This is a genomic window from Lacrimispora xylanisolvens (assembly GCF_002934545.1).
In the GTDB taxonomy this organism is placed as follows: Bacteria; Bacillota; Clostridia; order Lachnospirales; family Lachnospiraceae; genus Lacrimispora; species Lacrimispora xylanisolvens.
The window spans coordinates 129463-155832 of record NZ_PTJA01000009.1; the positions used below are offsets into that span (position 1 = coordinate 129463).

General features: G+C 39.6%; 29 protein-coding genes and 1 other annotated feature. Of the genes, 4 read left to right on the forward strand and 25 right to left on the reverse strand.

All coding sequences use genetic code 11. The annotated features are described in order from the left end of the window. Positions 1–5 precede the first annotated feature (5 nt). The 16 genes from phoU to BXY41_RS17060 all read right to left on the reverse strand — a co-directional run bounded on the left by phoU (position 6) and on the right by BXY41_RS17060 (position 12528). The gene (gene phoU, locus BXY41_RS16985) at positions 6–659 is read right to left on the reverse strand and encodes a phosphate signaling complex protein PhoU (protein WP_104438056.1); all 654 of its coding nucleotides are present in this window, start codon (positions 657–659) and stop codon (positions 6–8) included. Positions 660–675: 16 nt separating this feature from the next. After that, complete coding sequence (gene pstB, locus BXY41_RS16990; protein ID WP_104438057.1) at positions 676–1437, reverse strand: phosphate ABC transporter ATP-binding protein PstB; 762 nt, start codon at positions 1435–1437, stop codon at positions 676–678. A gap of 10 nt (positions 1438–1447) precedes the next feature. After that, positions 1448–2284 carry a phosphate ABC transporter permease PstA gene (gene pstA, locus BXY41_RS16995; RefSeq protein ID WP_104438058.1) on the reverse strand — a complete coding sequence of 279 codons (837 nt, stop codon included), beginning with the start codon at positions 2282–2284 and terminating at the stop codon, positions 1448–1450. 7 nt (positions 2285–2291) lie between these two features. Beyond that, positions 2292–3137: a phosphate ABC transporter permease subunit PstC gene (gene pstC, locus BXY41_RS17000; protein ID WP_104438059.1), complete on the reverse strand. Its 846-nt coding sequence runs from the start codon at positions 3135–3137 to the stop codon at positions 2292–2294. Next, positions 3134–3982 (reverse strand): phosphate ABC transporter substrate-binding protein, encoded by an 849-nt coding sequence (locus BXY41_RS17005; protein WP_104438159.1) that lies wholly within the window; start codon positions 3980–3982, stop codon positions 3134–3136. The genes pstC and BXY41_RS17005 overlap by 4 nt, the downstream gene beginning before the upstream one ends. Positions 3983–4057: 75 nt before the next feature. Beyond that, the gene (gene pstB, locus BXY41_RS17010; RefSeq protein ID WP_104438060.1) at positions 4058–4855 is read right to left on the reverse strand and encodes a phosphate ABC transporter ATP-binding protein PstB; all 798 of its coding nucleotides are present in this window, start codon (positions 4853–4855) and stop codon (positions 4058–4060) included. 324 nt (positions 4856–5179) lie between these two features. Continuing rightward, on the reverse strand, positions 5180–5641 hold the full coding sequence (locus tag BXY41_RS17015) for a hypothetical protein (protein WP_104438061.1): 462 nt from the start codon (positions 5639–5641) through the stop codon (positions 5180–5182). A gap of 43 nt (positions 5642–5684) precedes the next feature. After that, on the reverse strand, positions 5685–6080 hold the full coding sequence (locus tag BXY41_RS17020) for a VOC family protein (RefSeq protein WP_104438062.1): 396 nt from the start codon (positions 6078–6080) through the stop codon (positions 5685–5687). Positions 6081–6108: 28 nt separating this feature from the next. Further along, on the reverse strand, positions 6109–6948 hold the full coding sequence (locus BXY41_RS17025) for an AraC family transcriptional regulator (protein WP_104438063.1): 840 nt from the start codon (positions 6946–6948) through the stop codon (positions 6109–6111). Positions 6949–7093: 145 nt separating this feature from the next. After that, on the reverse strand, positions 7094–7849 hold the full coding sequence (locus BXY41_RS17030) for a GNAT family N-acetyltransferase (RefSeq protein WP_104438064.1): 756 nt from the start codon (positions 7847–7849) through the stop codon (positions 7094–7096). Further along, a complete protein-coding gene (locus tag BXY41_RS17035) occupies positions 7839–9626 on the reverse strand; it encodes an alanine--tRNA ligase (protein WP_104438065.1) in 1788 nt (595 codons plus the stop codon). Before BXY41_RS17035 ends, BXY41_RS17030 begins: the two co-directional genes overlap by 11 nt. A gap of 60 nt (positions 9627–9686) precedes the next feature. Beyond that, positions 9687–9930 (reverse strand) — a binding site (T-box leader). Between the two features lie 57 nt (positions 9931–9987). Next, positions 9988–10413 (reverse strand): transporter, encoded by a 426-nt coding sequence (locus tag BXY41_RS17040; RefSeq protein ID WP_104438066.1) that lies wholly within the window; start codon positions 10411–10413, stop codon positions 9988–9990. Then, positions 10410–10841 (reverse strand): GNAT family N-acetyltransferase, encoded by a 432-nt coding sequence (locus tag BXY41_RS17045; protein ID WP_104438067.1) that lies wholly within the window; start codon positions 10839–10841, stop codon positions 10410–10412. Before BXY41_RS17045 ends, BXY41_RS17040 begins: the two co-directional genes overlap by 4 nt. Positions 10842–11053: 212 nt before the next feature. Further along, on the reverse strand, positions 11054–11812 hold the full coding sequence (locus tag BXY41_RS17050; protein WP_104438068.1) for an EFR1 family ferrodoxin: 759 nt from the start codon (positions 11810–11812) through the stop codon (positions 11054–11056). 4 nt (positions 11813–11816) lie between these two features. Then, the gene (locus tag BXY41_RS17055; protein ID WP_104438069.1) at positions 11817–12095 is read right to left on the reverse strand and encodes a transporter suffix domain-containing protein; all 279 of its coding nucleotides are present in this window, start codon (positions 12093–12095) and stop codon (positions 11817–11819) included. Continuing rightward, positions 12085–12528 carry a MarR family transcriptional regulator gene (locus tag BXY41_RS17060; RefSeq protein ID WP_104438070.1) on the reverse strand — a complete coding sequence of 148 codons (444 nt, stop codon included), beginning with the start codon at positions 12526–12528 and terminating at the stop codon, positions 12085–12087. Before BXY41_RS17060 ends, BXY41_RS17055 begins: the two co-directional genes overlap by 11 nt. A 194-nt stretch (positions 12529–12722) precedes the next feature. On the opposite strand from BXY41_RS17060, the gene BXY41_RS17065 reads away from it, so the two are divergent. Then, complete coding sequence (locus tag BXY41_RS17065) at positions 12723–13622, forward strand: DMT family transporter (protein ID WP_104438071.1); 900 nt, start codon at positions 12723–12725, stop codon at positions 13620–13622. Between the two features lie 90 nt (positions 13623–13712). Continuing rightward, complete coding sequence (locus tag BXY41_RS17070) at positions 13713–14159, forward strand: DUF6194 family protein (protein WP_104438072.1); 447 nt, start codon at positions 13713–13715, stop codon at positions 14157–14159. A 2-nt stretch (positions 14160–14161) separates the two neighbouring features. Here BXY41_RS17070 and BXY41_RS17075 read toward each other — a convergent pair whose 3' ends face one another. The 8 genes from BXY41_RS17075 to BXY41_RS17110 all read right to left on the reverse strand — a co-directional run bounded on the left by BXY41_RS17075 (position 14162) and on the right by BXY41_RS17110 (position 23774). Beyond that, positions 14162–14905: a M15 family metallopeptidase gene (locus BXY41_RS17075; protein WP_242980229.1), complete on the reverse strand. Its 744-nt coding sequence runs from the start codon at positions 14903–14905 to the stop codon at positions 14162–14164. Between the two features lie 92 nt (positions 14906–14997). Beyond that, positions 14998–15876 carry a carbohydrate ABC transporter permease gene (locus BXY41_RS17080; protein ID WP_104438073.1) on the reverse strand — a complete coding sequence of 293 codons (879 nt, stop codon included), beginning with the start codon at positions 15874–15876 and terminating at the stop codon, positions 14998–15000. A gap of 14 nt (positions 15877–15890) precedes the next feature. Beyond that, positions 15891–16790 (reverse strand): ABC transporter permease, encoded by a 900-nt coding sequence (locus BXY41_RS17085; RefSeq protein ID WP_104438074.1) that lies wholly within the window; start codon positions 16788–16790, stop codon positions 15891–15893. Positions 16791–16866: 76 nt separating this feature from the next. Beyond that, positions 16867–18594 carry an extracellular solute-binding protein gene (locus BXY41_RS17090; RefSeq protein ID WP_104438075.1) on the reverse strand — a complete coding sequence of 576 codons (1728 nt, stop codon included), beginning with the start codon at positions 18592–18594 and terminating at the stop codon, positions 16867–16869. Positions 18595–18742: 148 nt separating this feature from the next. Next, entirely contained in the window at positions 18743–20446 is a 1704-nt protein-coding gene (locus BXY41_RS17095) for a response regulator transcription factor (RefSeq protein WP_104438076.1), read from the reverse strand. Position 20447: 1 nt separating this feature from the next. Next, positions 20448–22190, reverse strand: coding sequence for a sensor histidine kinase (locus BXY41_RS17100; RefSeq protein WP_104438077.1), 1743 nt, complete (start codon positions 22188–22190; stop codon positions 20448–20450). A 246-nt stretch (positions 22191–22436) separates the two neighbouring features. Then, positions 22437–23312: an AraC family transcriptional regulator gene (locus tag BXY41_RS17105; protein ID WP_104438078.1), complete on the reverse strand. Its 876-nt coding sequence runs from the start codon at positions 23310–23312 to the stop codon at positions 22437–22439. Positions 23313–23426: 114 nt separating this feature from the next. Further along, the gene (locus BXY41_RS17110) at positions 23427–23774 is read right to left on the reverse strand and encodes a cupin domain-containing protein (RefSeq protein ID WP_104438079.1); all 348 of its coding nucleotides are present in this window, start codon (positions 23772–23774) and stop codon (positions 23427–23429) included. 185 nt (positions 23775–23959) lie between these two features. Here BXY41_RS17110 and BXY41_RS17115 point away from each other — a divergent pair, with 185 nt between their 5' ends. Together BXY41_RS17115 and BXY41_RS17120 are read left to right on the forward strand one after the other, a co-directional pair. Continuing rightward, on the forward strand, positions 23960–25018 hold the full coding sequence (locus tag BXY41_RS17115) for an epoxyqueuosine reductase (protein WP_242980230.1): 1059 nt from the start codon (positions 23960–23962) through the stop codon (positions 25016–25018). Between the two features lie 58 nt (positions 25019–25076). Next, positions 25077–25520 (forward strand): MarR family winged helix-turn-helix transcriptional regulator, encoded by a 444-nt coding sequence (locus tag BXY41_RS17120; protein ID WP_104438080.1) that lies wholly within the window; start codon positions 25077–25079, stop codon positions 25518–25520. Here the strand turns inward: BXY41_RS17120 and BXY41_RS17125 are convergent. Continuing rightward, complete coding sequence (locus BXY41_RS17125) at positions 25503–26345, reverse strand: hypothetical protein (protein ID WP_104438081.1); 843 nt, start codon at positions 26343–26345, stop codon at positions 25503–25505. The genes BXY41_RS17120 and BXY41_RS17125 overlap by 18 nt on opposite strands. Between the last annotated feature and the right edge of the window lie 25 nt (positions 26346–26370).

Below are 26370 nucleotides of genomic sequence, written 5' to 3' on the forward strand. Positions count from 1 at the left end.
CGCCTCTAATTTATTTCCTTTAATTCACCTGTTATCATATAGATGGTTCTTTCACAGATATTGGTGGAATGATCCGCTATTCTCTCAAGATACCGGCCAAGGAACAGAAGCTTGGTTCCCTGTTTTGTAAGTTCCCTTTTTTCTGTAATAACATTCAGGATATCATTGATCACGGATTCATAGAGGCTGTCAACTTCTTCGTCTCTTTCCGCCGCCTTTTGCGCCAGGGAAATGTCCTCATTTACAAACGCATCAAGACTCATCTTCAGCATCTTTCTGCCGATCTCTGCCATTCTGGGTATATCGATAATGGATTGAATGATTGGTTCCTTACCTATCTCAAGTGTAACCTTGGCAATATTCACTGCGTTATCGCCCATTCTTTCCAGATCCGTAATGATTTTTAAAACCGATGCAATTGTTCTTAAATCCTTCGCAAGGGGCTGCTGAAGGGCAAGAAGCATAATACACTCCTTTTCAATATCCATCTCCAGCTGATCTATTTCATCATCCAGTTTATAAACGTTCCTTGCAAGGTCAAGATCCTGTGTCTGTATGGAAGTCACTGCTGAGTCAATAATATTATCAACGAGGGCTCCCATTGCTAATACTTTTTGCTTCACTTCAGTTATCTTCTGTGTAAAATGTTCTCTAACCAAAATTTTCGTCTCCTTTTTAGCCGAATCTACCGGTGAGGTAGTCGTTAGTCCTCTTATCCTTAGGGAATGAAAAAACTTCCTGGGTGTAACCTTGTTCTATTAAATCTCCCATCAGCATAAACGCTACCCGGTCTGCAATACGTCCCGCCTGCTGAACCGTGTGGGGCGCAATCACAATGGTGTACTGCTCTTTCAGCTGTACTAAAGATTCTTCAATCTTGGCTGTTGATATGGGGTCGAGAGCCGAGCATGGCCGGTCGAGTAAAATCACCTCTGGTTCAAGTGCCAGCACTCTGGCAATGCACAGACGCTGCTGCTGACCGCCGGATAATCTGGCTGCAGGCGTATCCAGTCTGTCTTTTACATCATCCCACAGAGCTGACATCCGAAGGGATGTTTCCACTTTTTCTTCCAGATCTGTCTTAGACTTCATTCCTCCCATACGGGGCCCCAAAGCCACATTATCAAAAATGGACATAGGCAGAGGTGTTGGAACATCAAAGACCATACCTACCCTGCGGCGCAGTTCTGTCACATTCACGTCTGTATCAAAGATGTTCTTTCCGTCTAACAGGATTTCACCCTCCTGACGGGCTCCTGCAGTTAAATCACTGAGACGGTTCAAGGTGCGAAGCAGTGTCGTAATACCACTGCCTGCCGGACCGAAAACACCCAGAATCCGGTTTTCGGGTATTTCCAAGTTTAATTCTTTAATGACCTGTTTCTGTTCAAAAAAGAAATTTAATCCCTTTATATCAATTTTTGCTTTCTGCGTCATTTTTCACCTCTTATCGGCCCTTCGCTATAAATCGATTGACCAGCATATTGAACCCTACATTAAGCAGAAGAATCAGAATAATAAGTAGCGCTGCTGTACCGTAAGCGTTATCCATGGATATTCCCTCCCTCGCCAGTATATAAAAATGTACTGCCATTGTCCGGGTTGGGGAAAACAGTGATTCAGGCATACGAAGAGCGGAACCAGCCGTTAATATAACAGCTGCTGTTTCAGCCACACATCTGCCGATACTTAATATTACTCCATTTACAATACCAGGAAGGGCTGATGGAAGTACAGTCCTGGTTATTGTCTGTAATTTCGTCAATCCCAGAGAGAAGCCTACCTCCCTGTATAGCTGGGGAACCGTACGGATCGCCTCTTCCGATGTACGTATAATCGTTGGCAGAATCATAATCGCCATAGTTAATCCACCTGACAAAATTGACCAGCCCATATTTAAGTATATCACAAAAAAGATAAATCCGAAAAGTCCATACACAATAGAAGGAATCCCCGCCAGAGATTCGGCGCTGAAACGAATAATCCGGGTGATTCTTCCCTCTCTCGTGTATTCCGTAAGATAAATTGCTGTTCCGATTCCAAATGGTGTTGCCACAATTACTGCCACGGCAGTTACTACCAGTGTCCCTACAATGGAGGAGGAAATACCGCCGGAACGGCCCATGTCCCTGGGAATATCCGTTAAAAACTCCCAGCTGAGCATAGGGATACCCTTTACCAGAATATATGCAATGATGGAAAAAAGAATGGCAATAACAAAAAGAGCTGCCGCCCAAATCGTAAATTTGGCTATCTTCTGAGAAGTGTTTGCATTCATTTTCATAGTGACCTCACCTCTTTCGTGTAATGTACTGGGCAGTGGCATTTAAAATCATGATAATAACAAATAATACAATACCCGTGGCAAAAAGTGCCTGCTGATGTTCACCGGAAGCATATCCCATTTCAATACCGATATTGGTGGTCAGTGTTCTGACTGGGTCAAGAACGGAATGGGGAAGTGCAACCGCATTGCCCAGAACCATAATTACCGCCATTGTTTCACCAATTGCTCTTCCTAAACCTAAAATAACAGCGGCCACAATACCAGACTTGGCAGCGGGCAGCAACAGGGATCGGATTGTCTGCCATTGTGTCAGTCCCAGTGCAAGTGCACCGTCTTTATAATGGCGCGGCAGTGCAAGAAGAGATACTTCAGTAATACTTATTATGGTGGGCAAAATCATAATGCCCAGAATGATGGAACCTGCCAGTATGCTAAGGCCCGGTCCTCCCAGATATTTGCGGATCGCAGGCACAACGAATAAAACCCCCCAGAATCCATATACAACGGAAGGAATGGCAGCCAGTAACTGAATGGCAGGCCTGAATATATTCCGAAGCTTTACTGGCGCAAACTCAGCCAGAAATATACTGCAGCATATCGCGATGGGTACTCCTACAATGGCTGCTCCTATGGTAACTGATACTGATCCAACGATCATGGGGAAAATACCGTAGTAGCCCTGGCTGGGTGCCCATTTCATCCCAAAAACAAAGTTGATAATACCTACCTTGGCAATGATGGGCATGCCTTTTATAAATATAAAAACAGTGATGAGCGCCAATACCGATAAAGTCGAAAGAGCGATTAAGAGAAACACACGCTCCGTTAATTTTTCCTTAAAACTTTTCATTTCGCTGCCCCCTCTGCTGACGGGATAAGTCCCTCTTTGCTAAGTAAATTCTGCCCCTCCAAAGAAAGGGTATAATCAATAAAACTCTTTTGTATTCCTGTTGGCTCACCATCGGTGACAAACAAAAACTGTCTGGACAGTTTATAGCTGTTATTCATGATATTTTCCCGTGTGGCTTCAACGCCGTCTAAGTTAAGCGCTTTTACTTCTTTGGAAACCAGCCCTAACGATATAAATCCTATGGCATTTGGGTCATCTTCAACCAATTGGCGTACTGCTCCATTGGAGTCCTGAACTATGGCTTTGGGAGTTATCTCTTTCTTCCCCATAAGCAGTTCAGTAAAAGCACTTCGTGTGCCGGACCCTTCTTCTCTTGCAATAATATTAATCTTGGCTTTTGTGCCTCCCACCTGACTCCAGTCGGTAATTTCAGCCGCATAAATATCGCGGATCTGATCTGAAGTAAGATTTTTTACAGGATTTTCCGGATTCACAATAATTGCCAGACCATCCTTGGCAATTTCTACGCTCCAAAGGTCTTTTTCCCCCTCTTCCAGGGAACGGGAAGACATACCGATATCAGCACTATGTGTCTGGGTTGCTGTTATACCAGCGGAGGAGCCTCCTCCCTGAATATCAATCACAGCCTCCGGATCTTTTGCCATAAATGCTTCCGCCAGAATCTCAGCATATGGCTGTACCGAAGTTGATCCTGCAACGATGGTGTCTGACTCCGACTCCTGGCTGCAGCCAGACAGCAGGCCCATAGAAAGGGTCAGTATCACTGCACAGGCAGATATTTTTATTCTTTTTAATAATTTGCTTGTATTAATCCTTTTTTTCATATTTTCGCAAAAATCAAACATTTCTTTCCAATGCCTGATTTCCTCCATTTCTCTGAATATAGAAATAACCAGTTTTCATCCAAACCTGCCTGTAATATAATCTTCGGTGCGTTTGTCCTTGGGATTTGCAAAAATCTGTTCAGTAGGAGCATATTCAACCAGGGTTCCTGCTCTGTCCTCATCCATCATCATAAACGCAGTCATATGAGACACTCTCGCTGCCTGTTCCATGCTATGAGTGACTATTAGAATTGTATATTTTTTAGCAAGCTCTTCCATTAATCCCTCAACCTGCATGGTGGATTCCGGATCCAGCGCACTGCAGGACTCATCCATTAACAAAACTTCTGGCTCTACAGCCAGTGCACGGGCAATGCAAAGCCGCTGCTGCTGTCCTGGGGAGAGGTCAAAAGCGGATCCCTTCAGCTTGTCCTTCAGTTCGTCCCATAAAGCCACCTGACTTAAGTAGCTCTCCACGATTTCATCAAGACGGGCTTTTTGCTTTATCCCATGATGCCTGGGGCCAAAAACCATATTATCATAGACTGACATGGGAAATGGATTCGGCTTCTGGAAAACCATGCCCACTCTTTTTTTCAGCGCAACTACATCCATACTTTTATCATAGATTGAAGTATCATCAAGCAAAATTTTACCTTCTACCCTGACTCCCGGTATAGGGTCATTCATACGGTTAAACAGACGCAGAAGTGAAGATTTACCGCAGCCTGAAGGACCGATGATTGCTGTAATAGCGCACTCCTGAATATCCATTGTAACATTTTTAAGAGCCTGGAAGCTGCCATAAAAAAGGTTTACTGCATCTGTCCTTATCTTGGCTCTCTGCCCAGACTTTAATATAAGATCATCCATACGTTTATCCTTTACTATACTTTGATTTTACAACTTCTTTACATCCGTTATTAATTATACATGAATTAAGAAAAGTTAAAGCATTATCTATGTGAATTATACGTAAAATTCTTGTAAAATTTTTTCTGTATCAAATTGCCATATATTTACAAATAGAAAGCTTACTAATATATATACTGCCCAATTTCCTGATATTTTTATGTTTCACAATCCATATTTTGAGATTTTAATTCATTTTCTTAATTTTTTTTCGTATTTTGTAAAGTATGGAAAGAACAAAAAGTAAAAAAAGAGAAGCATCTGAATGCCCCTCTTTCTTCATAATCAGTTCGTCGGATTATTTAACCTGTATTCCTGCAGGTAACATTGATTTCTAAAATGTCCATAGTAATATTCTTTCATTAAGCCCAAATCCTTTTTGTACTTCTCAACCTCCATGGCACAAACTCTCATCCATAGCAGCCTGTCTATGGATACAATTAAAACAGTTCCTTCATCAATCGCATCCTTAAGAAAAAAATCATAGTCAATCAGTGCAATGCTCCGCCAAATCTCAAATTTATTTATGATTAAGCCTAAATCACCATACAGATCTTTTTTGTTATCCGGATACTTTTCAGAGAGTACATGATAATCTTCTTGTGAAATGATTAAATCCATATCCCTGCCTGCCTTACGCATTCCATAATATTCCATAGCCATCCCGCCTATAATGATCGGTTTTTTTATAAAAGACAAAGGAATCTCATTCAGACTTTTATTTACATCTATAATCACTTGATTCATCAATATTTTTCACCTCATATCCTGCCATACAGCTTCCCCGCCATTACTCTTTCCTTACACCGGTTACATTACCATCTTCGTCTGTGACATATCTGCCCTTTGTCATGTCCAGTATCACATATTTGTTATCCCATTTATCAAGGATTACTGCACATCGTCCGATGGGAACATCAAACGGACCATATTCTACTGTTCCGCCTGCTTCCTTGATTTTTTCTATGGATTCATCCACAGACTCCACCTTTATATCAACAAGAACCTGTTTTCTCTGGGATTGTAAAACGATCTCAGTCATATCATTCTCCATTCCCAGTCCGACCATATCCTCATTCCGCCAGAGAAGTTTTAACCCCATACTCTCACAATAATATTGTATTCCTTCATTTAAATCAGAAACATAAAGCTCAATGCAGTCAATATTTTTAAATATTTTTGCCATGGTGCCACTCTCCTTTCCGGTTTTTATACTACATGATTGGAATCAATAGCCGAAACCTGTTCACATCCGGATCCTGAAAGATTCCATCATAAACTTCAATCATGTCGTTGTCCTCTAATGTATACCCAAGGCTTCTTGCGTAGCCAATCGCGCCAGCATAAGCATCCGGCGTGCTGATACGATCAGGAACACTTGCCTGAAAAAACTTTTGGGGTGATATGTATTTCTTAGTCATACCAGGTGGTATCTCAGTTCCGGAATCAATACCAATGGCAGCCATATAGGTAAAGCCTCCATTCCTGCAGGTTTCATGTTCACAAATACCATACATGGTCACTTTATCCTGTATCAGTTGGATTTTTTCCAGACATGCTAAAAATTCACTCCACAATTTGCCAATGGCTCCGTCACTATCCCACTGCACAGCCCGGCACTCCAGTCCGGCAACTACAAAGCCTTCCGTATGCAGCAGGCTGAACTTCATTTGATTTTCATCCTCCACAGATTGATCGCTAATTGCTGTTAATCTTTTTAGAGGTACTAAAGTACTGCTTTTACGGTACTTGCTTGGAGACATTCCATACACTCTTTTAAATGCCCTGGTAAATACATCGTGGGATTCGAAGCCATATTCTAATGCTATACTTACAATGGATTTATTACTGTCCGCCAAATCATTTGCAGCCAGGGATATCCTTCGCCTTAATATGTAAGCTCCCACGGTGTCCCCCGTCAATCTTTTAAACAGCCGGTAAAAATGAGGTACTGAAATTCCAGCTTCCCGTGCTATATCATAGTAGCTGATATCTCCGGTTAAATTTTTTTCAATATAATCCATAGCTTTTTGAAGAGACTGTTCCTTCGGCATACTGACACCTCCTTTTATAATAATAGCATTTATTTAAATTTTTTCTCGACTATTCTTATCAAATTTTGTCCACTTACACAAATTGTACGTCCATATATTTAAAAAGGCAAAAACCATCCTTCGTGGGTTTTTGCCTTTTATTATCTTAATTACTTTTTTTCAATATTCGTTCCAGGCTGGCGGCATCCAATAAATTTACGGTTTGAAATTTACCTTTATAGAACACACCCCAGTTATTGAAAACGCAGGGCAGTTCTTTTGCTTTTTGCAGCGTATCCACCGGAATGACAGAGACCGGAATTTCATTCATATCGCAATACCTCTTTACTGTCTCAAGATTCTGATAGATATAGGGGCATTGCATATCATAATAAATCGTAAGCTCTTCCATTTCAATTCCCTTGTTTTTTACACTTTGGGCAAACCTGGGAGATGTTCCGTCAAAGGAAAGGGCAAGTAATTCATATCCCTGTTCAGTCGTATCAACAACTTCAAAACCGAACTTTTTCGCGAAGTTCTGGTCAGAAAGCCAGGCTTTCTGCTTATTTGCTCCAAGCATACAAATACCGGATTTTCCATTTTCCCTGGCATCTGCAACACAATACTCCATTAACGCTCTCCCATATCCCATTCCTTTGCAGCTGCCTGATACCCATAAGCAATAAACGTAATAATAGTTGTCACCAGTTATGGGAACCCAGGCGGTTTCCAGAGGAGCATATTCAATAAATACAGTTGCCTTTTCATTTAACTTTCTAAAAACGTGTCCCTCTTTCAGCCGTTCTGAAAGCCATTGCCTCTTCGCTTCAATTCCGGGATGTGTCTTTTTACTTCGGATAATGCAGCATAAATGCTCTTTTTCAAGGTTTTCTGCTGTCAGATTTACAAAATCATTGTTCATGTTTTCCCTCCTTTAAAACCGCCTTTATTCGTCTTACGCCTGCCGAAGAAGCCTCTTCTTTAACAATTTTAAATGAGCCTAACTCCCCGGTATTGCCTGCGTGAGGACCACCACAGATTTCCACTGAATAACCGGGAATGGAGTACACTTTAACAGTATCTTCGTATTTATTTGTGAATACTCCCACCGCATTTAATGCATAAGCTTCATTCAGCTTCATTTCCTTCATGGTTATTTCTATTTGTTTATCAATTGCTTCATTAACAATCTTTTCTACTTCTCTCAGTTCTTCTGGTGTCACTTTTCGATGAAAAGAAAAATCAAACCGAAGTCGTTCAGGGGTTATATTGCTGCCACGCTGGGAAACCTCATCACCAAGTACTTTTCTTAACGCAGCGTTCAGCAAATGGGTTGCTGTATGAAGTCTGGCAGTTTCCATACTATGATCTGCCAGCCCTCCTTTGAATTTTTCTGCCGCCCCTTCTCTGGATTTGTTTTGATGGGCTGTAAACTTTTCCCGAAATGATTCCATATCAACAGAACGCCCTCTTTCCCGGGCTAATTCACAGGTAAACTCGATTGGGAAGCCGTATGTGTCATATAGCTTAAATGCTAACTCTCCGCTTAAAGCAGTGTTTATATCTGTTTTTTCCAGATATTGATCCGCTTTTTTTAATCCCATATCCAGGGTTTTTAAAAACAAATCAATTTCGTTTTGTAATTGCTCTTTAATAAATGTCTGGTTTTCAGCTAATTCAGGATAGGCATCCTGATATTGCCGGATAATCACTTCTGCCAGATCACATAAATAATTCTGATTAATACCTGCTTTTTTAAACAGCCGGATCATTCTTCGGATCAGACGTCTCAGTATATAGCCCTGTTCTGTATTAGATGGGCATATCTTTTGAGTATCACCCAATATGAAACAGACTGCTCTGATATGCTCGCAGATAATCCGTTTATCTCTTATGGACATTATAGCATCCAATTCTCCAATAATGTTATTTAAATGCGTCATAACCGGAATAAACAGCTCTGTATCGTAAACATTGGTCTTTCCGTTAAATATTGTCAGGACCCGTTCCAGCCCCATGCCTGTATCCACATTTTTCTGCTTAAATTCTGTGAAACTTCCATCTGCCTCTCTTTTAAATTTCATAAATACTAGGTTCCATATCTCAACGTATTTTCCGCATTTGCATGCAGGACCGCAATGATCACTGCATTTTGCTTTCCCCATATCATAAAATATTTCCGTATCGGGACCGCATGGTCCTGTCTGGCCAGGAGGCCCCCACCAGTTCTCTTCCCGGCCATAAGCGTATATCTGAGTCTGCTTTAATCCTTTGTTCTTCCATATAGCCTCTGTCTCGGTATCCTTCGGCACAGTCAGATCCCCCTCAAACACGGTTACTGCGATCCGCTCAATAGGAATATTCAAAACATTTGTCAAGAAATCAAAGCTCATGGAGATAACTTCTTCTTTGAAATAATCCCCAAGGGACCAGTTTCCCATCATTTCAAAGAATGTTAAATGGGTATCATCACCCACCTCATCTATATCCCCCGTCCTCAGACATTTTTGAATGGAGGTAAGACGTCTTCCCTGTGGGTGGCTTTCCCCTAATAAATAAGGAACCAGGGGATGCATTCCCGCTGTGGTAAATAAAACTGTAGGATCATTCTCTGGCATAAGTGAAGCAGACGCGATTACTTTGTGCCCCTTTTCTTTAAAAAAATCCACAAACATCTTCCTTAACTCACTTGCTGTCATTAATAATACTCCTTTCCTTTATTTACCCAAAACAAAAAGCCCTAAGCCGACTTGTTGTCAGCTTAGGGCGAACGGTTATGTCCGTGTTACCACCTAATTTCAGATTTCTCTGCACTCTGTCAATACGGGTTATTTCCTATATTGCTTCCCAAATAACGGTGGAACTCCGTTGAAGCCTACTTAGATCTTTCCGTTCGGTTCACAGCTCCGTGACTGCTTCCATATTAGATCAATGAAGATTTCCACCAACCATCTTCTCTCTGTAAGATCCCTAATACTTACTATTTCACATCATAGCCTTTTTGTTTTAAGTTTTATTAAAAATAACATACTAGGTCTGCAATGTCAACTAAAACAGGCACTATTTATTAATTAATAAAAATCCCATAAGGTATAGAACAACGCCCATTAACTTCTTTATTGTGATTCCCTCTTTAAATACCAATACACCAATAATCAGAAGAATGATTGCTATGCACAAGTTCGATATCAATGAACCTTTGCTGATTTCCCAGCCACTGCGATACATGAGGATATAACCACCTTCAATACCAACTACAACCAGCCCTAATAGAATATTGGATATACTTACTTTTGTAACTTCCTCAATAAAATCGTTTTTTGAAGTAATAAAAAATGCAAGAGCACTTATAAAGCAGGCAACTCCATATGTTATAATCAGACCCATATATGTATTTGTAGTACTTGAAATATTCTTACTAATCAGGTGATAGCAAACATTACATATGATTACAATAAGAAGTGGCATGAAATAATTTATGTTCATTTGTCCATATCCTCCAAATTCTTTTTCATCCAGATATGCGGACACTCTTCATCCAAATAGGCGTTTCCCTGCTTTTTGTACCCTTGCTTTTCATAGAATTCTGCAACTCGTACTTGTGCTGATAACATTGCACTTTTTCCACCATCTGTCTTTATACTATCTTCTGCAATATTTATTATTTTCGTCCCAATATTTTTCCCCCTCCATTCCTTTACGACAGCGATTCTTCCAATGACAAATGATTGCTGTTCAATATTGAAGTAAATTCTGCATGTTGAAATTGGATGTTCTTTTTTATACAAAACGATATGTTTGGCAATGTCGTCAATTTCATCAAACTCTTCAACAAATCCCTGCTCTTTTACAAACACCTCATTTCTTATTTTTATAGCTTCTTCTGGTAAGTAGTTATACTCCTTGATCATCATTTTGACCTCCTTAAAAATAAAAGACACCCAAAAGCTAACCTTATAGTGTGATAACACACCGTACCTACGGTTGGCTTTTGGATGCCTTATAATGCAATCATCCGGTGATGAAAGCATAAGCTCTTATTTACTTTTGTTAAAGTATATCGAATAAAATATTAGAAGTCAACAACAAAATATCCGATTGCATTCCCAACTGAAATAGTTAATGATCACTGAGACGGCTCTTTATACTGATATCTACTCCTGTTAGCAGTAAATTTTCCATATTGAATGGCTGATTGTCTGCAGTTATGAATGCACTTAAGACAAAAGGTGCAATCTCCCGCCCAGACAGGTCTCCCCTCCCTCATATGTATGGAATTGCATGGACAGCTTCTCTCACATTCTTTACAAGAATTGCATTGCGCAGTAGCAAAGAATTTTTTAGTATGATCCGTTTTTCTATAGGCGTATCTGGTAACTGGAGTGACAAAAGCTATTACACCTTTTTTTATATATTGGGTATTTGCTCTGCGTTCAATCATAGACATAATTTTGTCCATCTCCAGCTCAGCATTACTTAGTATAATTCTCTGTTTATTTTTGTCCACAATATCATAGCCCACCACGTAATTGTCCACCATCTTTATCCCATATATTCCACTCAGCTCCACTTGCTTTTGCTTTAAGATTTGGGTCAAGCTATCCATAACATTACCGGCAGCAATCCCATAAGTTGTTACAGCATAGGCATATTGCTTCTCATATCCTGATAAATTCAATTGATTTATAAATTTCTCAACAATTGTTGGCATACTATACCAATATACCGGAAAAACAAATCCAATTCGTTCATCCTTCTCAAGATCATACGTTTCATTCTTCTTTATTGCACGTTCACAGATAGATACAATTCTTTCACCTGTGCTATTTGCTATTTTATCAGCAATGTGCTTCGAATTACCTGTTCCGCTAAAATAAAATATCATGGTGCTACCTCTGCTTTCGATCTTTTATATGATTAACGATTGTTCTGATACTATATTTTTTTCTTATTTTTAATGCCACATCCCGACCGATCATCAGGCTGCCCACCCAAAATATAACTTCACTTATTACCATCATTATTCCTGTTATTCCTGCAATAGTGCAAACTGAAAATGGCAGACAGGCGTTAAAAGGCATAATTGCGTATAACACAAAAGACATTACAATTAAGCTGATTGCAATAATACGATATACCTTCTTTCTGTCCGGGTCTTTACATTCCATATGTTTTGCCCTCCAATTTATCCACTAATTCAGAAATAATATGTTCTACAATTGCATATTCCGTTTCATCTGCTGCAATATTTCTGATTGTGTCTGTAACCCATTTATAAACTGCTTTATCGCCTTGCAGAATGTGAGTTCCCTTTTCCGTAAGTTCAACGTAATACATACGTTTGTCCTCTTTTGATTGCAATTTCTCAACAAGGTTCATTTGAATTAACTTTCTTATGATTGCAGATACAGCTGGTTTCGTCACAGATAACCTCTCTGCTATTTGTGAGAAATTCGGCCTCTGCAATGACTGGATTACCAGCAAATAGTAATAGTCATTATTAGAAAATTTATTTGTTTCATCCTCTGTTAGTGTTTCATTCAGATTTCTGATACATACTTCCCAAAGTAAATTAACAAGACTGGCGAATTTGTCTTCCATTCATACCTCCGATTGCACTGTATAAATTAGTTAAATATATTTAATTAAATTACATTAACTATATTGACATAAAAAAAATGTTCTGTCAACAGTACATTTTATTTATACCAATTTTTTCAACTATTTATGTTATAATATCAAAAATGAAAAGAAGCTTTTGACTTTATTTGAGAAAGGATAGCGGTTGGTAAAATATGAATATAGGAAACCCAAAAAAACTGCCATGGATATTATTGTTTCTTGGAATCGTATGTATTTCTATATCTGCTTATTTTGTGAAGAAAGCTAATGTTAACGGCATTTCCGTTTCATTTTACAGGGTGTGTTTTGCAACGTTAATCATTTTACCCTTTTATTTTCAGGTAAAAAATAAGAATATGAGTATGAAAAGTATCTGTCTTTCATTACTGGGAGGTGTATTTTTCGCATTTGAACTGATCTTCTGGAATACTGCTGTAATCATATCCAACACAACATTTCCTACATTGATAGTCAACCTTTCTTCCGTCTGGGTGGGGATCGGGGCAATGTTCCTGTTCAGGGAAAAGTTGAACCGCTTCCATTGGGCAGGAAATATGATAGCAATTCTTGGGGTTGCAGTAATCATCGGGATTAATAATATCGTACATATGAAAATTGATACCGGTTTTTTATTCTCCATTATAGCCAGTATATTTCTCGCTCTATACATTCTATCGGTAAAAGAAGTCCGACAGAAAAACAGCACGATTCAGGTCGTCTTTTTCACATTTCTTGGAGGCACGATTACTTTATTAATTTGCTGTATCGCTACAGGAAGCGCATTATATGGTTTCTCCCTGCCTTCCTGGGTATATTTGCTATGCCTGGGTCTGATCACACAGGTTGGCGGATACTTTTCAATTAATTATGCTCTTGGCTACATTGATTCATCCACCGTATCAATCCTTACATTGCTTCAACCCATACTTACTGCTGTATTTGCCGTAATTGTCCTGGGTGAGGCTTTCACAGTCCACCATATTATAGGCGGATGCCTGGTACTGGGAGGACTTGTTATTGCTTTGCTATTTAAAGATAATGGTAATATCGTGAAATCCATAATAAAAAAGTGATACTTCTTCTATACTATGACATGAAGTTGTCATGTTTTATTTGATAAAATTGTTTTGTGAAGAAAAATACACTTAATAGGACGGTTAAAAATGAAACAAAATGAAATTTTAAATTACTGCTTAAGTAATCTTAACGGAACAGTACTTGTAGAGAGCTGGGGTGAAAAAGGTATTTTCTATAATCCAGGACATACCTTAAAACGTGGCGTATACACACTCACAATCAAGGAAAAAGATGGTGATAACGATAAAAGTTCAGATTTAAATCGAAAAGATGTTTATCGGGTGAATTTGGGAATAAGAAAAGATACTTTCAAAAATATGTTTTCTTACATCCCCAAACGTCCGCCAGCTGGAGGGGTTATCCAGATGGATTACGATTTTACCGCACTTGATGTCATCATGCCACACCCTGTTTATGGATGGATGGGATGGATTAGCGTGTTAAGTCCCACAGAGGAAACATTTGAAAAACTAAAACCTCTGATTGAAGAAGCCTATGATTTTGCAATTGAAAAGTTTTCTAAACGAAAATAATTTTATATTAGCTCACCAGACATTACTATATCCTCTTCCCTGACACCGGAATATTTGGCATCACAATGATTTAAGCAAGCCCAATAACAATCCCCATATGACCAGTGCCACCATTCGGTCGGGTAATTGATAAATCCTGCTTTCTCCATGCACTCAATCAGGATATTACGATTTGCTTTCGCATCCTCGCTAATAAATTGAGAATATAAATAGGTTAAGTTTTCCGGTTCATAAGGAATATCATTAAACTCTGTTCCCATGTCCACTTCTATCCCATTCTTTAATAATGTTATATCGATTGCCCCTCCCGTAGGATGCCCTGCCACTTCAATTGGGGCAACATATTGGCAGGTTAAGCCATAGATTTCATCCTGGCTCTTCAATGGATATTCAGATTTATAGCTTTCAAACGCTTCTTCAAAAGACTTTTTTTGACGGGAAAGAGGCCTGTATGCCTCTTTCACCAAAAACTGATAACCGACCGGTAAACTGTCAGCCGCCATTTTCAGCCTGTTTATTACTTCTTCCCGCGCATAGCAAAATAAGTCAGACTTACTTGATATCTGACTTCTTGACTCATCAATGAATATATCTTTATGTATATTTCTCAGGGTAACCATTTCTTCTTTGTTGTCCACGCAGGTAACATTCATAACTCTTTCATCATTTAACAGTATCATGGTCTCTGTCCTTACTCCTCTTTTTTCTATATTTACATCTTCATTCATTTCCATAATTTCATTCATATAATATCACATTTTTTTCCATTTATTATCATTTATTTTTTACTGTCACACAAAAATAGAGGTACCCCCATCAGAGTACCTCAAAAATGAATTCACCCCTTAACTCCTCCTAACACAATACCTTTCACAAAGTATTTCTGCAGGAACGGATATACCACTACAATGGGAAGGGAACCTAAAAATATCTGAGCGGACCGAAGCGTCCGGTCTGATATTGCTGCCATCTGCTGAATTTCCTCTCTCGTCATCATGCTGAAGGAACGCTGTACGGCAATGGTTTGTATATATGTCTGCAACGGATAATTGTCTGGATTATTCATGAGAATCAAACCATCAAACCAATTGTTCCAATTTGCTACCAGGGAGAAAAGAAGCAGTGTTGCAAGGGCTGGTTTTGACAAAGGTACATAGATTGTTAATAGAGTACGCCAATGCCCTGCCCCGTCAATAAATGCCGCCTCCGCAAGTTCCTTGGGCACTTCACGGAAAAAGTTAAGTAAGAGTATCACACTGAAAACAGGTACCGCACCCGGAAGGATCAAAGCCCAGATACTGTCCAGCAGGCCAAATTGCCGGATTACCATATACCAGGGGATCATCCCTGCATTAAATATCATTGTAATAAAGAAGAACCATGCATAAACGGTCCGAAACCGAAAACTTTCCTTTGGCTGAGACAACGGATACGCTGCCGTAATCGTAAGCAAAATGCTTAAACCACCGCCAAGGATAATTCTTATGATTGAGACTCTCATCGCACGCCAGAATGCAGGACGCTTCGCTACAAAGGCATAAGAATTTGTTGTAAATTCCTTGGGCCATAAGGAAACACTTCCTGCAGAAGCCGCCGCACTGGAGCTAAAGGAAACAGCAGCTACATGAATAAGCGGTATAATGCAGATCAATGCCAGCGTGAGCAGTATGGCAGTATTGATTATTGGAAACCACCTGATTTTCTTATTCCTTTTCATATACGATTCCTTTCTTAAAACAGCTGATAATCTGCGAATTTATATGCAAACCAGTAGGAGACTGAAATCAAGGTCAGGGAGATCACTGATTTAAACAAACCTACCGCAGTGGCAACTCCAAACTGAGCTTCTAACATACCAATCCGGTAAACAAACGTATCAATAATATCTCCGCTTGCATACACAGGCGGACTATATAAGTTAAATACCTGATCAAATCCGGCATTTAATACATTACCAAGACTTAATACCATTAACAGAACAATTACCATTCTCATCCCCGGAAGGGTAATATGCCATATTTGATTCCACCTGTTTGCCCCGTCAACCTGTGCTGCCTCATATAAGCTTAAATCAATGCCTGTGATTGCCGCTAAATACACAATCGTACCGTATCCAAAGGATTTCCAGCTTTCCGTGACGATTAGGGTTAGAGGAAACCATTTATTATCACCTAAAAAGAAGATGGGCTGACCCCCAAATGCTTTAATAATCTGATTAATCAATCCGTCGCCTGGAGCAAGTATATCGATAAAAATACCTCCTAATACTACCCAGGATAAGAAATGCGGGAGATAGATTGCCGTCTGAATGCTTCTCTTTAACCCACTGTTTTTCACTTCATTAATAAGGATCGCAACTACGATTGGGATTAAAAGTCCTAATATTATTTTCATGATTGCAATGAAAAGAGTATTCCAAAGAACACTTACAAAATTCGGCAGCTGAAACAGATAAATAAAGTTATCAAAGCCAATCCATTTCTGTTTTCCAAATAATCCTTTTGCCGGTATAAACTTCTGAAATGCAATGATAATTCCTCCCATTGGTAAATAGCTAAAGCACAGCAGCAAGATCATGCTGGGCAAAATCATCAGATGCAATGGCAGTTCCCGCTTACGTCTATGTTTCATAAACAGACCCCTTTCTTCTATGAATAAAAATGAGAGGATTAGTTTCTGTCAAACCTCTCCTCTCATTAATTATTTTCTATTTTTTAACAGACTGATACCATTCGTTTACTTCCTTTGTCATCTGGGCTCCGCCTAAAGCATTCCAGTTTTCAACGAACTTATCAAACTCATCTACGGGAACATCACCCATAATAATCCGCACGAACATCTCAAGCTCCATGGTACGAAGAGAGGACTGTTTATCTACCATAGTAGGTGTAGGCGCGCCTACAAATTCTTCTCTCATGACCTGACCATTTTCAATATATCCGTTTAAGGCATTGAAAACCCCGTCCGGTCCGTATATCTTTTCCCAACCCCATTGAGTTGTGTCACCGGCATAAAACGCTTCCAGATTCTTTTGAATAATAGCCGGTTCTCCTTTTAAAATACTCATATCTCCCAGTTTACGGGCTTTTTGTATTTCATTAAACGCCTCAAGGTTTTTATTGGTAGGAGCCGGGGTAACCGGTGAGAATTTCCACACACCTTTGCCTTCATTTTCAGCAGGCATATAATAATGATCAAATTCGTTGTTTTCACCCCAGTTTTTCTCCAGGTGAAGATTGATTAATTTAACCACGGCTTCGGGATTGGCATAATCTTTACGAACAGCATAATACCACTGTGTACGGAATTTCTGGGGAACTTTGGGTAATGTGTCATCGGCAGATACAATCGGATACCCTACCCAGTCAGCTGTGGGATCATTTTGATAATTACTGATCAGAGGATACATGGGATTCCACTGTTCGCCAAAGTCGATCCCCAGTTTTCCTGCTGCAACCAGTTCTGCCATCTTGGCACCGTCTTTAATTCCGAATTCCGGATCGATCTCCCCTGCTTTATACATTTCAGCCAGTGCACGTAAGGCATCTTTTGTTTCCGGGAGTACGCTGCCCCATGCCAGGGTACCATCGTCCTTTTTCACCCACATATTGGGATAAGAATGGTATCCTGCGAAGAAACCTTCCACACCCATGGCTCCGTTATATAAATTTTTAGTAATTGCCATGGCATAAGTATCGTTTTTGCCGTTGCCATCTGGATCAAGGGTAGTGAATGCAGCAGCTATCTTCCTTAAATCCTGCATTGTTTTAGGCGGTTCCAGTTTAAGTTTATCCAGCCAGTCCTTACGAAGCCATAGATACTGGGTGCTTTCAACCGATGCATCTGCATAAGGCACTGCCATTAAACGCCCGTCAAATGTAGCTGACTCAAGAATACCAGGCCCCTCAGAATTATAAACATCCTTTGTAAGCTTACTGGCATATTGATCAAAATAATCTGTCATGTCTACTATCATATCTGATTCAGCCAGCTGCTTTAACTGGGTACGGTTTACAATCAGTACGTCTGGCAAATCTCCGGACGCAATTGTAACGTTTAACTTCTGTGTATAAGCATCGTCATTGAGTCCGCCCCTTACAGTCCAGGCATAGCTGATATCAATTCCTAAATCCTTTGAATACAAATCCAGCCACCGGTTTTTGTCAATTGTTTCACCTGGAGTTTTTGGCAGTATGTTGTCGTTTAAATCATTATCTACCGTTCGGGCAAACGTCATCTTAACAGATGGTTCGTATTTGCCGAATGGATCAGCATTTTCTGCCCCCGCAGAATTGCTTGTTTCAACAGCAGTGCCTGTTTCGCCTGTACTGCTTACCGTTGTTGATGAAACCCCTGTCTGACTGCTGCATGCAGTAAGCAGCAGACCCCCAATCAGTATGGCAGATAAACCAGTGGGAATAATACGTTTTTCCATAGAATCCTCCTTGTTTTTATGCTTTATAACCAACTCCTTTTCTTATTATACCGGTCTTTTTCGTCATTTTCCATAAACATCTTTTGATGTTCTTGGCATTTATTTACCGTTATCAAATTCTGTCTTATCCTTTATTTACATTGACAGATCATGGGTGACGAATCCGCCTTTTTTCTGCAATTGATAAATCACGATATTCCTGGGGCGATATTCCCTCTGCTTTTTTAAAGAAGCGGGTAAATGAGGCTGCTGTATCGTATCCTACTTTCTTTGCAATTTCATATATCTTTTCATTGGGATTTTCAAGTAGTTCCTTTGCTTTTCTGATTCTTGAACTCTCGATAAAACTGGAGAGCTTGTGCCCGGTGGTCTGATGATATAGCCTGGAAAGGTAGGAGGGGTTCAAATAAGTTTTTTCTGACAGGCTGGTCAATGATAGATCCTCAGACAAATGAGTTTCAATATACCGCTGGACAAAATCGATGGTATCATTTGTCCTTTTGCTCTCTTCTTCTTTTTTTACTTCAATCAGCATCTGAGACAATTGGAACAGATGCCTGGCTGCCTCTTTCCAGGTATTGTAATTTCCACTATGGTACAGATCGTTGATATGATTGGATTGTGTAAACCTCCCCCTCAGCTGAAACCGGTTGATACAGGAAAGAAAAAAAGTAAGGATCGTCTGATAGGCTTCCAAAGCAATTACATTGTTTTTGTCCTGTATCTCCCCAAGTGGATCCAGCCAGTCTTTTAAGGATTCATAAAAATCCTGCTCCTCTCCAGTCTCAATGGAATGCTGCAGATTGCTTAAATCCTTCCGGTACAGAAGTCCCTGCAATAAATTAGTGGCATTGTCCGAACTAACGGCGGAAGACTGTATAAATGTCTGTCTTTGTTTACGAAAATCTCTTTCATCAATAATTGTTTCCATGTCATTGCTGACATGATAATTTAATAAATCGATGAGGGATACATACTTGTCTGCAATTTCTCCCCAGCTACACGGTTTTTCTGCCAAAGCGAAACTGACTGGAGCCTGTAGTCTGTCCCGGCAGGCGGACTGAACGATTTCCAAAGTCCCTTTTAAAAATACATTCATACTTCCATATGGATTTTCGGAATAAGACTGTGTCTTTTGGGGCTGTACAAATACTGCAAGTTTTTCATCCTTAAGGGGAACCACCAGGCTATTGATATGAATTGCAAAATACCGGACGATCAGCTGCTTTATGGAATACATGATCTGATTCTTCTCCCAAAAATCCACTGACTTAGGCAGTATTAATATTTCACCTAAGATAAGCATCACCGGTTCATCTGCGTTTAAGTGGATAAAGAGCCGTTCAAATTCTTCCCCATTTATTTTTAACGAACGGTCGTTATTAAGCAGTGCATAGAAATACTTCTGGCAAAACAAATCCTGGGCAATATTAATCTGATTCTTTGCATTTTGTATTAATTCATTTGTCTGATTTTCATCCACCAGCTCCTGTATCACGTTTTCAACTGATTTTATAATCTTACCGTATCCTTCTGTCTTCAATATGTATCTGACATTGCTAAACTGAATTGCTTTATATGCGTAGTTAAATTCACTATGTCCTGTGAGGAAAATCACACGGCACCATGGCCAGCGTTTTTTTATTTCCTCCAGCAGATACAGACCATCTATTTCCGGCATATTAATATCAGTTAATACAATATCCATTCTTGTGCGCCCCAGCCACTGGATTGCTTCTTCTCCTGAATACGCTTTATAAACATCCAGATCCAGATTCTCCATGCTGGAAAAAATATCATATAATCCATTTACGATGATCTCCTCATCATCAACAATTAAAAGCCGATACATATTACTCCCTTCTGGGGCCTAAAATCAGTTCAACCCCAAGTCCCCCCAACGGACTTCTATCTAGTACTACCCCACTGAGTTCATCATATTGAAGTTTCAAACGTCTGTTGATATTAATCAATGCCGTAACTTCTCCATCATCGGGCTGTAATACCAATGTTTTCTGCAGTTTAATCAGTTCCTCATCTGACAGGCTGGTTCCATTATCTTCAACTGTTATATGTAGTCTCTCCTCCCGTATTTCAAATGAAACGGAGATGATACGGTCCTTCATTCTTTTTTCCGCCGCATGCTCAAACGCATTTTCAATTAAAGGCTGTATAATGAGCCGGGGAACGGGATATTGTTCAAATTCCTCAGGGCAGAAACCAAATTCCACCGTCAGATTCTTAGTAAAACGCATGGATAAAATGCTGGTGTAAGTACGTGCGTGTTCAATTTCCTCGTGAAGAGGAATAATATCTGCAGCATTTCTGGTAAGATAACGGTAGTATTCACCCAAATGATTGGTAAACTCAATTAAATTATCATCTCCTGTCTGTGCCATGGTATTAATGATAAAAAAGCTGTTATAAAGGAAATGGGGTTTAATTTGTGCCTGTAGTTGTTTAAGCTCTGCACGCTGAGTCAGAATCTTTTGTTTATAAACCTGATCGATCAGCATATTCAGACTGTCAACCATCTTGTTGAATCTGACGTACAGATAGGCAAATTCTTTTGATTCTACGTCATCGGTATTTAAACTGATCTGCAGATTTCCATTTTCCACCTGCCTGAAAACTTCTACCAGTTTTTTTATTGGTCTGTTTATAAAGCGGTTCATGGTTAATGTGAAAATTACAATTACCAGAATCGATACCATGACAAATATCCAGATCCAGTTGGTAAAATTACGCATGGGCGTAAAGACCAGATTTTCCGGCAGATAACGGAGTAAAAGCATATTTAAATAATCAGACCTGGCGTATACGGAATAATACCGAAACGAATCTATTTTTCTCAAGCTGGTCCCGCTTTGATGAGTGGTGGCGAAATCCTCTAAAATTGAATCGGAATGCAAGATTTTCCCTGTATTGGCCATTGCGATTTCTTTTCGGTTGGTTAAATCAATCAGGTAGGATCCGCTGTCCGGATAAATATTAAATTGCTCCATATCCTCATTAAATGCATCCTGATTTAACTCAATTTCTATGACATAGCTGCTGTTTGAGCCTGTTTTATCCGAGGGATAAACGGTTGTCAGATATAGCCGGTCTTCGTATCTGATAATCTGAGCACCTGTTAAGCCGGCTGCATCCTTAGTGCGCTCATAAGCCTTGGGATCCAATGGATCAACCCCTCTGGTAGAGGAGATTGTTTTATGAATGGAAAATATATGGGCACTGACATTTTTGACATAGCTGCTGCTATAAGCAATTGTTATGAGACGAGACTGCAGCTGTTTTAAATTACTCACTATTTCATAATCACTCATGATACTATACTGGACTGCGAGACGGTTTAGAGATTCATCATTTAAGCATGTGTACTGCAGTATTTTAAGACGTTCAATTTCCTTTTCCAGCTGGTTTAAATAAAATTCAATCTGAGCAGTTGATGATTTCGACAGCTCTTCCCGTACTGTACTGGCTCCCCAGTTACGGATATAGATTCCAAGTATAAAAATGGGTGCTGTCACGATTAAAAAAACACTGATAATTTTCTTGAAAAGACTGATATTCAGTTTATGAATTAATGAATGCATACTTCCCCCCTGATTTGGTATTACCTTAATAAGTCCATAAGAAATTAATAGAAGCGGCTAAATACAAAACAATTTGTTGCAGTAAATATCTGTCAGTTAGTAATTATGTATAGGAATTGGAGGTTAACTTATCTAATTATTTATACTATTTTTTATAACACTTATCAAGTAAAACTGATTTACTATGCTAAAAAAATAGAGACGCTCCTTATGGGAGCGCCTGGAAGATGTTATATTCCATATATTCTATTTTTTCTTCTTTACCGGAATCCAAATTTCACTTTTGTATTTGGGGTTCTCCGTATCCTTACTTTCATTCCATAGAATTTCCGGTCCCTCTACTGCCTCATAACCTGAGGACGGAAACCATTCTGAGTAAATTCTGCCCCACACATTTTGAAGTGTCTGGGGGAATGGTCCAACTGAGTCAAAAATGGCCCAGGTGCCAGCGTCAACGCTTAACTTATCAAATCCGGCAGTTTCACTGCTTGTGGTTGCTACGCCAATATAATGATCAAGTTCTCCACTTTCTTCCATTCTTTCTTCGGAAAAATTTGTTGATGCACTGATAATACCTGCGGGTTCAATATTTGACAGGGATTTTAGCCGCTCTATCACTTCAGGTGTCATAAGTTCATACATTTTTGCAATCTCAGGATTTACACCATGAAAAATAATTGGAACTCTTTTCTTAAATCCTACTAATTGAAACGGTTCTTTCTCCACGATTCTATAATTCATCTCGCATCCTCCATTAATTGATAATTGAAAGGTCATTTTGGGATAAGCCTTTCGTTTTGTCTGCTCATCTCTTGCCTCAGAAGGCAGAATACCATGCATGTTTTGAAAAGCGCGGGAGAAAGAATCAGCTGCGTTATAACCGTATTTCACCGCAACATCAATGATTCTGGAGTTTTTATCCTTCAGATCAAGGGCAGCTAATGTTAATCTCCTTCTCCTGACATATTCTGACAGACTGATACCTGCCAGAAGTGAAAACATTCGTTTAAAATGATATTCGGAACAATGAGCAATTTTAGCTACCTCACCATAATCCATATCTTCCGTAAGGTGATCTTCCACATATGACAGTGCTTCATTCATACTACTGATCGAATCCATAATACGACCTCCTTTCATCAAATATAATAACATAGGATACATTGATAGATCCGATAATCCGTGCATAATTTAGTCGTACGAAAACCCCCAGCGCACTGAGGGTTTTCAAAGTGATTAAACAATTGCATCTGTTGCAAATGCCTCGGAGCCCATGGGCGAAATTGTGACAAAAAGGCGTAAGACATCGCCGCCAATATTGATAACCTGTAAGCTTTCCTGCCCGTCAACCTGCATTAATTCACCAATCTGAAGCAGAGTCTCATTTCCATCCGTTACAACTTTCGCCTCTCCTTCCAAGACCTGCAGGAGAAGGGTCGATTCCATGTGTGTATGGCCTGGCAGGATTTCCCCTTTTGCAATATTTAGTACAAAAGCAATTACATTATCACTTTTGAAAAGCATGCGCTTTGCAATTTTCCCCTGAGGCACATGAAAATAGTCATTGAAAATAAATTTGTTCACAGATAAATGCTCCTTTCTTTATGCTTGAACTTAATATACCCCAATTGAGCCTCCTTACTACAGACAGAATTCATATCTGATTCTTGACAATCGATTCAGTGCCTGATATTATATGTATATACATATATCTATTTTACAATCATTGCATCTTACGCGTGCAAAGACCAAAAATTCGAGGTATTAATATGATGAGTAAAAAAAGTGATTCAGACAATTCCATCGCTAAGCTGATCCAACAAAAAGCACTTGATTTAGGTTATGAAAAATGCGGTATTATTCCCGTTGAAATGATGGCTGGCTATGAAGAGAAATTTCATGAGCGGACACAAAAAGTACCGGAATCCCAGCCCTTCTATCAAAATCAGCAACGTCTTATCCGCTTCCAGGAAGATTTTGATTGGGCAAAGTCCATTGTAGTTTTGGTCAAGCGATATTCCAAATACCATATTCCGGAATCATTAAGGGGACACATTGCAAAGCATTATTTAACGGATTCCCGCATAAATGAAAACACGAAAGAATTTCAAAGCAGTACCGCTCTGGAACAATATATGAAAGAACTGGGGTTACGCACTGAGACCAATCGTAAGTTTGGAATAGTGGGAGTACGTTGGGCTGCATTGCAGGCAGGTCTTGGCATGATAAGGCGGAACAACTTTTTTTATACAGAATCCGGTTCCTATATCAGCCTGGAAGCATTTTTAACTGATTGTGAGATGGAATTGATTGAAAAACCAAATCTTCCACCCTGTCCGCCTAACTGCAACCGCTGCATGAAAGCCTGTTCCACAGCTTCTCTGTCCGATGCTTATACCATGAACCCCCTTCGCTGCATTTCCTTTTTAACAACCTTTGGAGGACGAGACTTACCCAATGAGCCTCTGGCTTCTGATTTCGGTGACTGGATATATGGCTGCGATATGTGCCAGGATGCCTGTCCAATGAATCATAACAAATGGACTGGACAGAACGAATTTCCTGGACTTTCAGAACTTGAGCCTTACCTGACTATGGAGAATATTTTGGAAATGGATGAAGACTTTTATCGTCAAAACATTCAGCCTAAATTTTTCTACCTGTCACCAGATGAATTGTGGAAATGGCAGGTAAATGTATTAAACTTTATGGATAACCGGTATGAAGATCATTTCGCCCCAGCTATTATAAAGGCTCAGAAAAGCAACTATGAACAGGTTCGTAAGATGGCAGGCTTAATCTCCACAAAGCATGGACTGCACACTTGACAAAGTTTCTTTTTTTAACTATCTTATATGCATATACATCTGCATGGGAGAAATAAAAATGGAAGAACAAAACGATCAAAACTTAAATCTGTCGGAATGCGCATGCCGAAGCCTCCGAATGACCACCCGGGTAATTACACAATATTACGATAAAGCCTTACGTGTTTCCGGACTCAAATCCCCTCAATTTTCACTGTTAAATGACATTTGCTCAAGAGAAAATGGAATCTCCGTTAATGAGCTGGCAGATCAGGCAATGATGGATCAGACAACGGTGACAAGAAATGTGGAAATTCTGCGAAAAAAAGGATACGTTGATGTGAATACGGAGGATGGCGATTCCAGGAAAAAGTGTATTACGGTCAGTGAAACAGGGAAGGAAAAACTTGCACTTGCCATGCCCCATTGGCAGGAGGCACAATCCAAGTTAGAGCAGATTGTGGGGAAGGAGCAGTATGTTGAGCTTCTGAAAACACTTTCCGTCTTAAGGAGTATTAATTAAATTAAAATACCAGGTTAGTGATAAATAGTAGCCGACTATCGGTGATATTCCATATCCCATCAGAGGGACCGGAAAATTTCCAAATAAAGTGGATAACAGTATAACGATATAGTAACATCCAATATATCTTGAAACGGACACTGCATTTTTCGGTGGAAGCAATAGGAATGGAGCTGGTAATATTGCTAAAGAAATAACTCCTGAAACGAACCAGATCCATCCCATATCTGCCACCATCCCAAGAATTCTCTCTACATAATTAACTGGTGGCAGATGATCCAGACGAATCCAGGATAAAACAATGAACAAAACAGATACACCTGTGATTAAAAAACGTATCTTTTTACTACGCGTATTCAGGCTTAGCATAATCATCACCGGAATGGCAAATCCGGTTAATTGTGAGGCATCCGGCTGAAAAAACAGCACCAGTAATATGATGAACGCGCTGACACCTGCATATGTTAAACCTCTGATTTTTAATACTTGATATAGTTCTAAAAGAATCATAGGCAGTACAATCATGGCAACATTTAATTTTACTGCCCCTATAGATATCCATCGGTGAACCCCCTCCATACCCTGGTTTGCAAACGGAAGAACTAAAGCACATATGGCGGCGGGTAATAATAATTGATTGTATCTATTTCCTGCAATATTTGATTTGTGCGTAATCAGAAGGTAGGAAATAACGCTCATTAAAATAAGACAACCAATATTCTGGCCCCAGATAGCGAATGGAACATGGTTTTGGTACATTGCAAGCACACCTATTGCAATGGATGGGATCGTAAGTGTAAAGGTTATGAGTTTTCGAAGCGGCATTTATTTTCCTTTCTGATTATACTGC

Coding starts and splice junctions, on each gene's coding strand:
- pstB (WP_104438057.1), bottom strand. CDS start 1,437: ATGACGCAGAAAGCAAAAATTGATATAAAGGGATTAAATTTCTTTTTT.
- pstA (WP_104438058.1), bottom strand. CDS start 2,284: ATGAAAATGAATGCAAACACTTCTCAGAAGATAGCCAAATTTACGATT.
- pstC (WP_104438059.1), bottom strand. CDS start 3,137: ATGAAAAGTTTTAAGGAAAAATTAACGGAGCGTGTGTTTCTCTTAATC.
- BXY41_RS17005 (WP_104438159.1), bottom strand. CDS start 3,982: ATGAAAAAAAGGATTAATACAAGCAAATTATTAAAAAGAATAAAAATA.
- pstB (WP_104438060.1), bottom strand. CDS start 4,855: ATGGATGATCTTATATTAAAGTCTGGGCAGAGAGCCAAGATAAGGACA.
- BXY41_RS17015 (WP_104438061.1), bottom strand. CDS start 5,641: ATGAATCAAGTGATTATAGATGTAAATAAAAGTCTGAATGAGATTCCT.
- BXY41_RS17020 (WP_104438062.1), bottom strand. CDS start 6,080: ATGGCAAAAATATTTAAAAATATTGACTGCATTGAGCTTTATGTTTCT.
- BXY41_RS17025 (WP_104438063.1), bottom strand. CDS start 6,948: ATGCCGAAGGAACAGTCTCTTCAAAAAGCTATGGATTATATTGAAAAA.
- BXY41_RS17030 (WP_104438064.1), bottom strand. CDS start 7,849: ATGAACAATGATTTTGTAAATCTGACAGCAGAAAACCTTGAAAAAGAG.
- BXY41_RS17035 (WP_104438065.1), bottom strand. CDS start 9,626: ATGACAGCAAGTGAGTTAAGGAAGATGTTTGTGGATTTTTTTAAAGAA.
- BXY41_RS17040 (WP_104438066.1), bottom strand. CDS start 10,413: ATGAACATAAATTATTTCATGCCACTTCTTATTGTAATCATATGTAAT.
- BXY41_RS17045 (WP_104438067.1), bottom strand. CDS start 10,841: ATGATGATCAAGGAGTATAACTACTTACCAGAAGAAGCTATAAAAATA.
- BXY41_RS17050 (WP_104438068.1), bottom strand. CDS start 11,812: ATGATATTTTATTTTAGCGGAACAGGTAATTCGAAGCACATTGCTGAT.
- BXY41_RS17055 (WP_104438069.1), bottom strand. CDS start 12,095: ATGGAATGTAAAGACCCGGACAGAAAGAAGGTATATCGTATTATTGCA.
- BXY41_RS17060 (WP_104438070.1), bottom strand. CDS start 12,528: ATGGAAGACAAATTCGCCAGTCTTGTTAATTTACTTTGGGAAGTATGT.
- BXY41_RS17065 (WP_104438071.1), top strand. CDS start 12,723: ATGAATATAGGAAACCCAAAAAAACTGCCATGGATATTATTGTTTCTT.
- BXY41_RS17070 (WP_104438072.1), top strand. CDS start 13,713: ATGAAACAAAATGAAATTTTAAATTACTGCTTAAGTAATCTTAACGGA.
- BXY41_RS17075 (WP_242980229.1), bottom strand. CDS start 14,905: ATGAATGAAATTATGGAAATGAATGAAGATGTAAATATAGAAAAAAGA.
- BXY41_RS17080 (WP_104438073.1), bottom strand. CDS start 15,876: ATGAAAAGGAATAAGAAAATCAGGTGGTTTCCAATAATCAATACTGCC.
- BXY41_RS17085 (WP_104438074.1), bottom strand. CDS start 16,790: ATGAAACATAGACGTAAGCGGGAACTGCCATTGCATCTGATGATTTTG.
- BXY41_RS17090 (WP_104438075.1), bottom strand. CDS start 18,594: ATGGAAAAACGTATTATTCCCACTGGTTTATCTGCCATACTGATTGGG.
- BXY41_RS17095 (WP_104438076.1), bottom strand. CDS start 20,446: ATGTATCGGCTTTTAATTGTTGATGATGAGGAGATCATCGTAAATGGA.
- BXY41_RS17100 (WP_104438077.1), bottom strand. CDS start 22,190: ATGCATTCATTAATTCATAAACTGAATATCAGTCTTTTCAAGAAAATT.
- BXY41_RS17105 (WP_104438078.1), bottom strand. CDS start 23,312: ATGGATTCGATCAGTAGTATGAATGAAGCACTGTCATATGTGGAAGAT.
- BXY41_RS17115 (WP_242980230.1), top strand. CDS start 23,960: ATGATGAGTAAAAAAAGTGATTCAGACAATTCCATCGCTAAGCTGATC.
- BXY41_RS17120 (WP_104438080.1), top strand. CDS start 25,077: ATGGAAGAACAAAACGATCAAAACTTAAATCTGTCGGAATGCGCATGC.
- BXY41_RS17125 (WP_104438081.1), bottom strand. CDS start 26,345: ATGCCGCTTCGAAAACTCATAACCTTTACACTTACGATCCCATCCATT.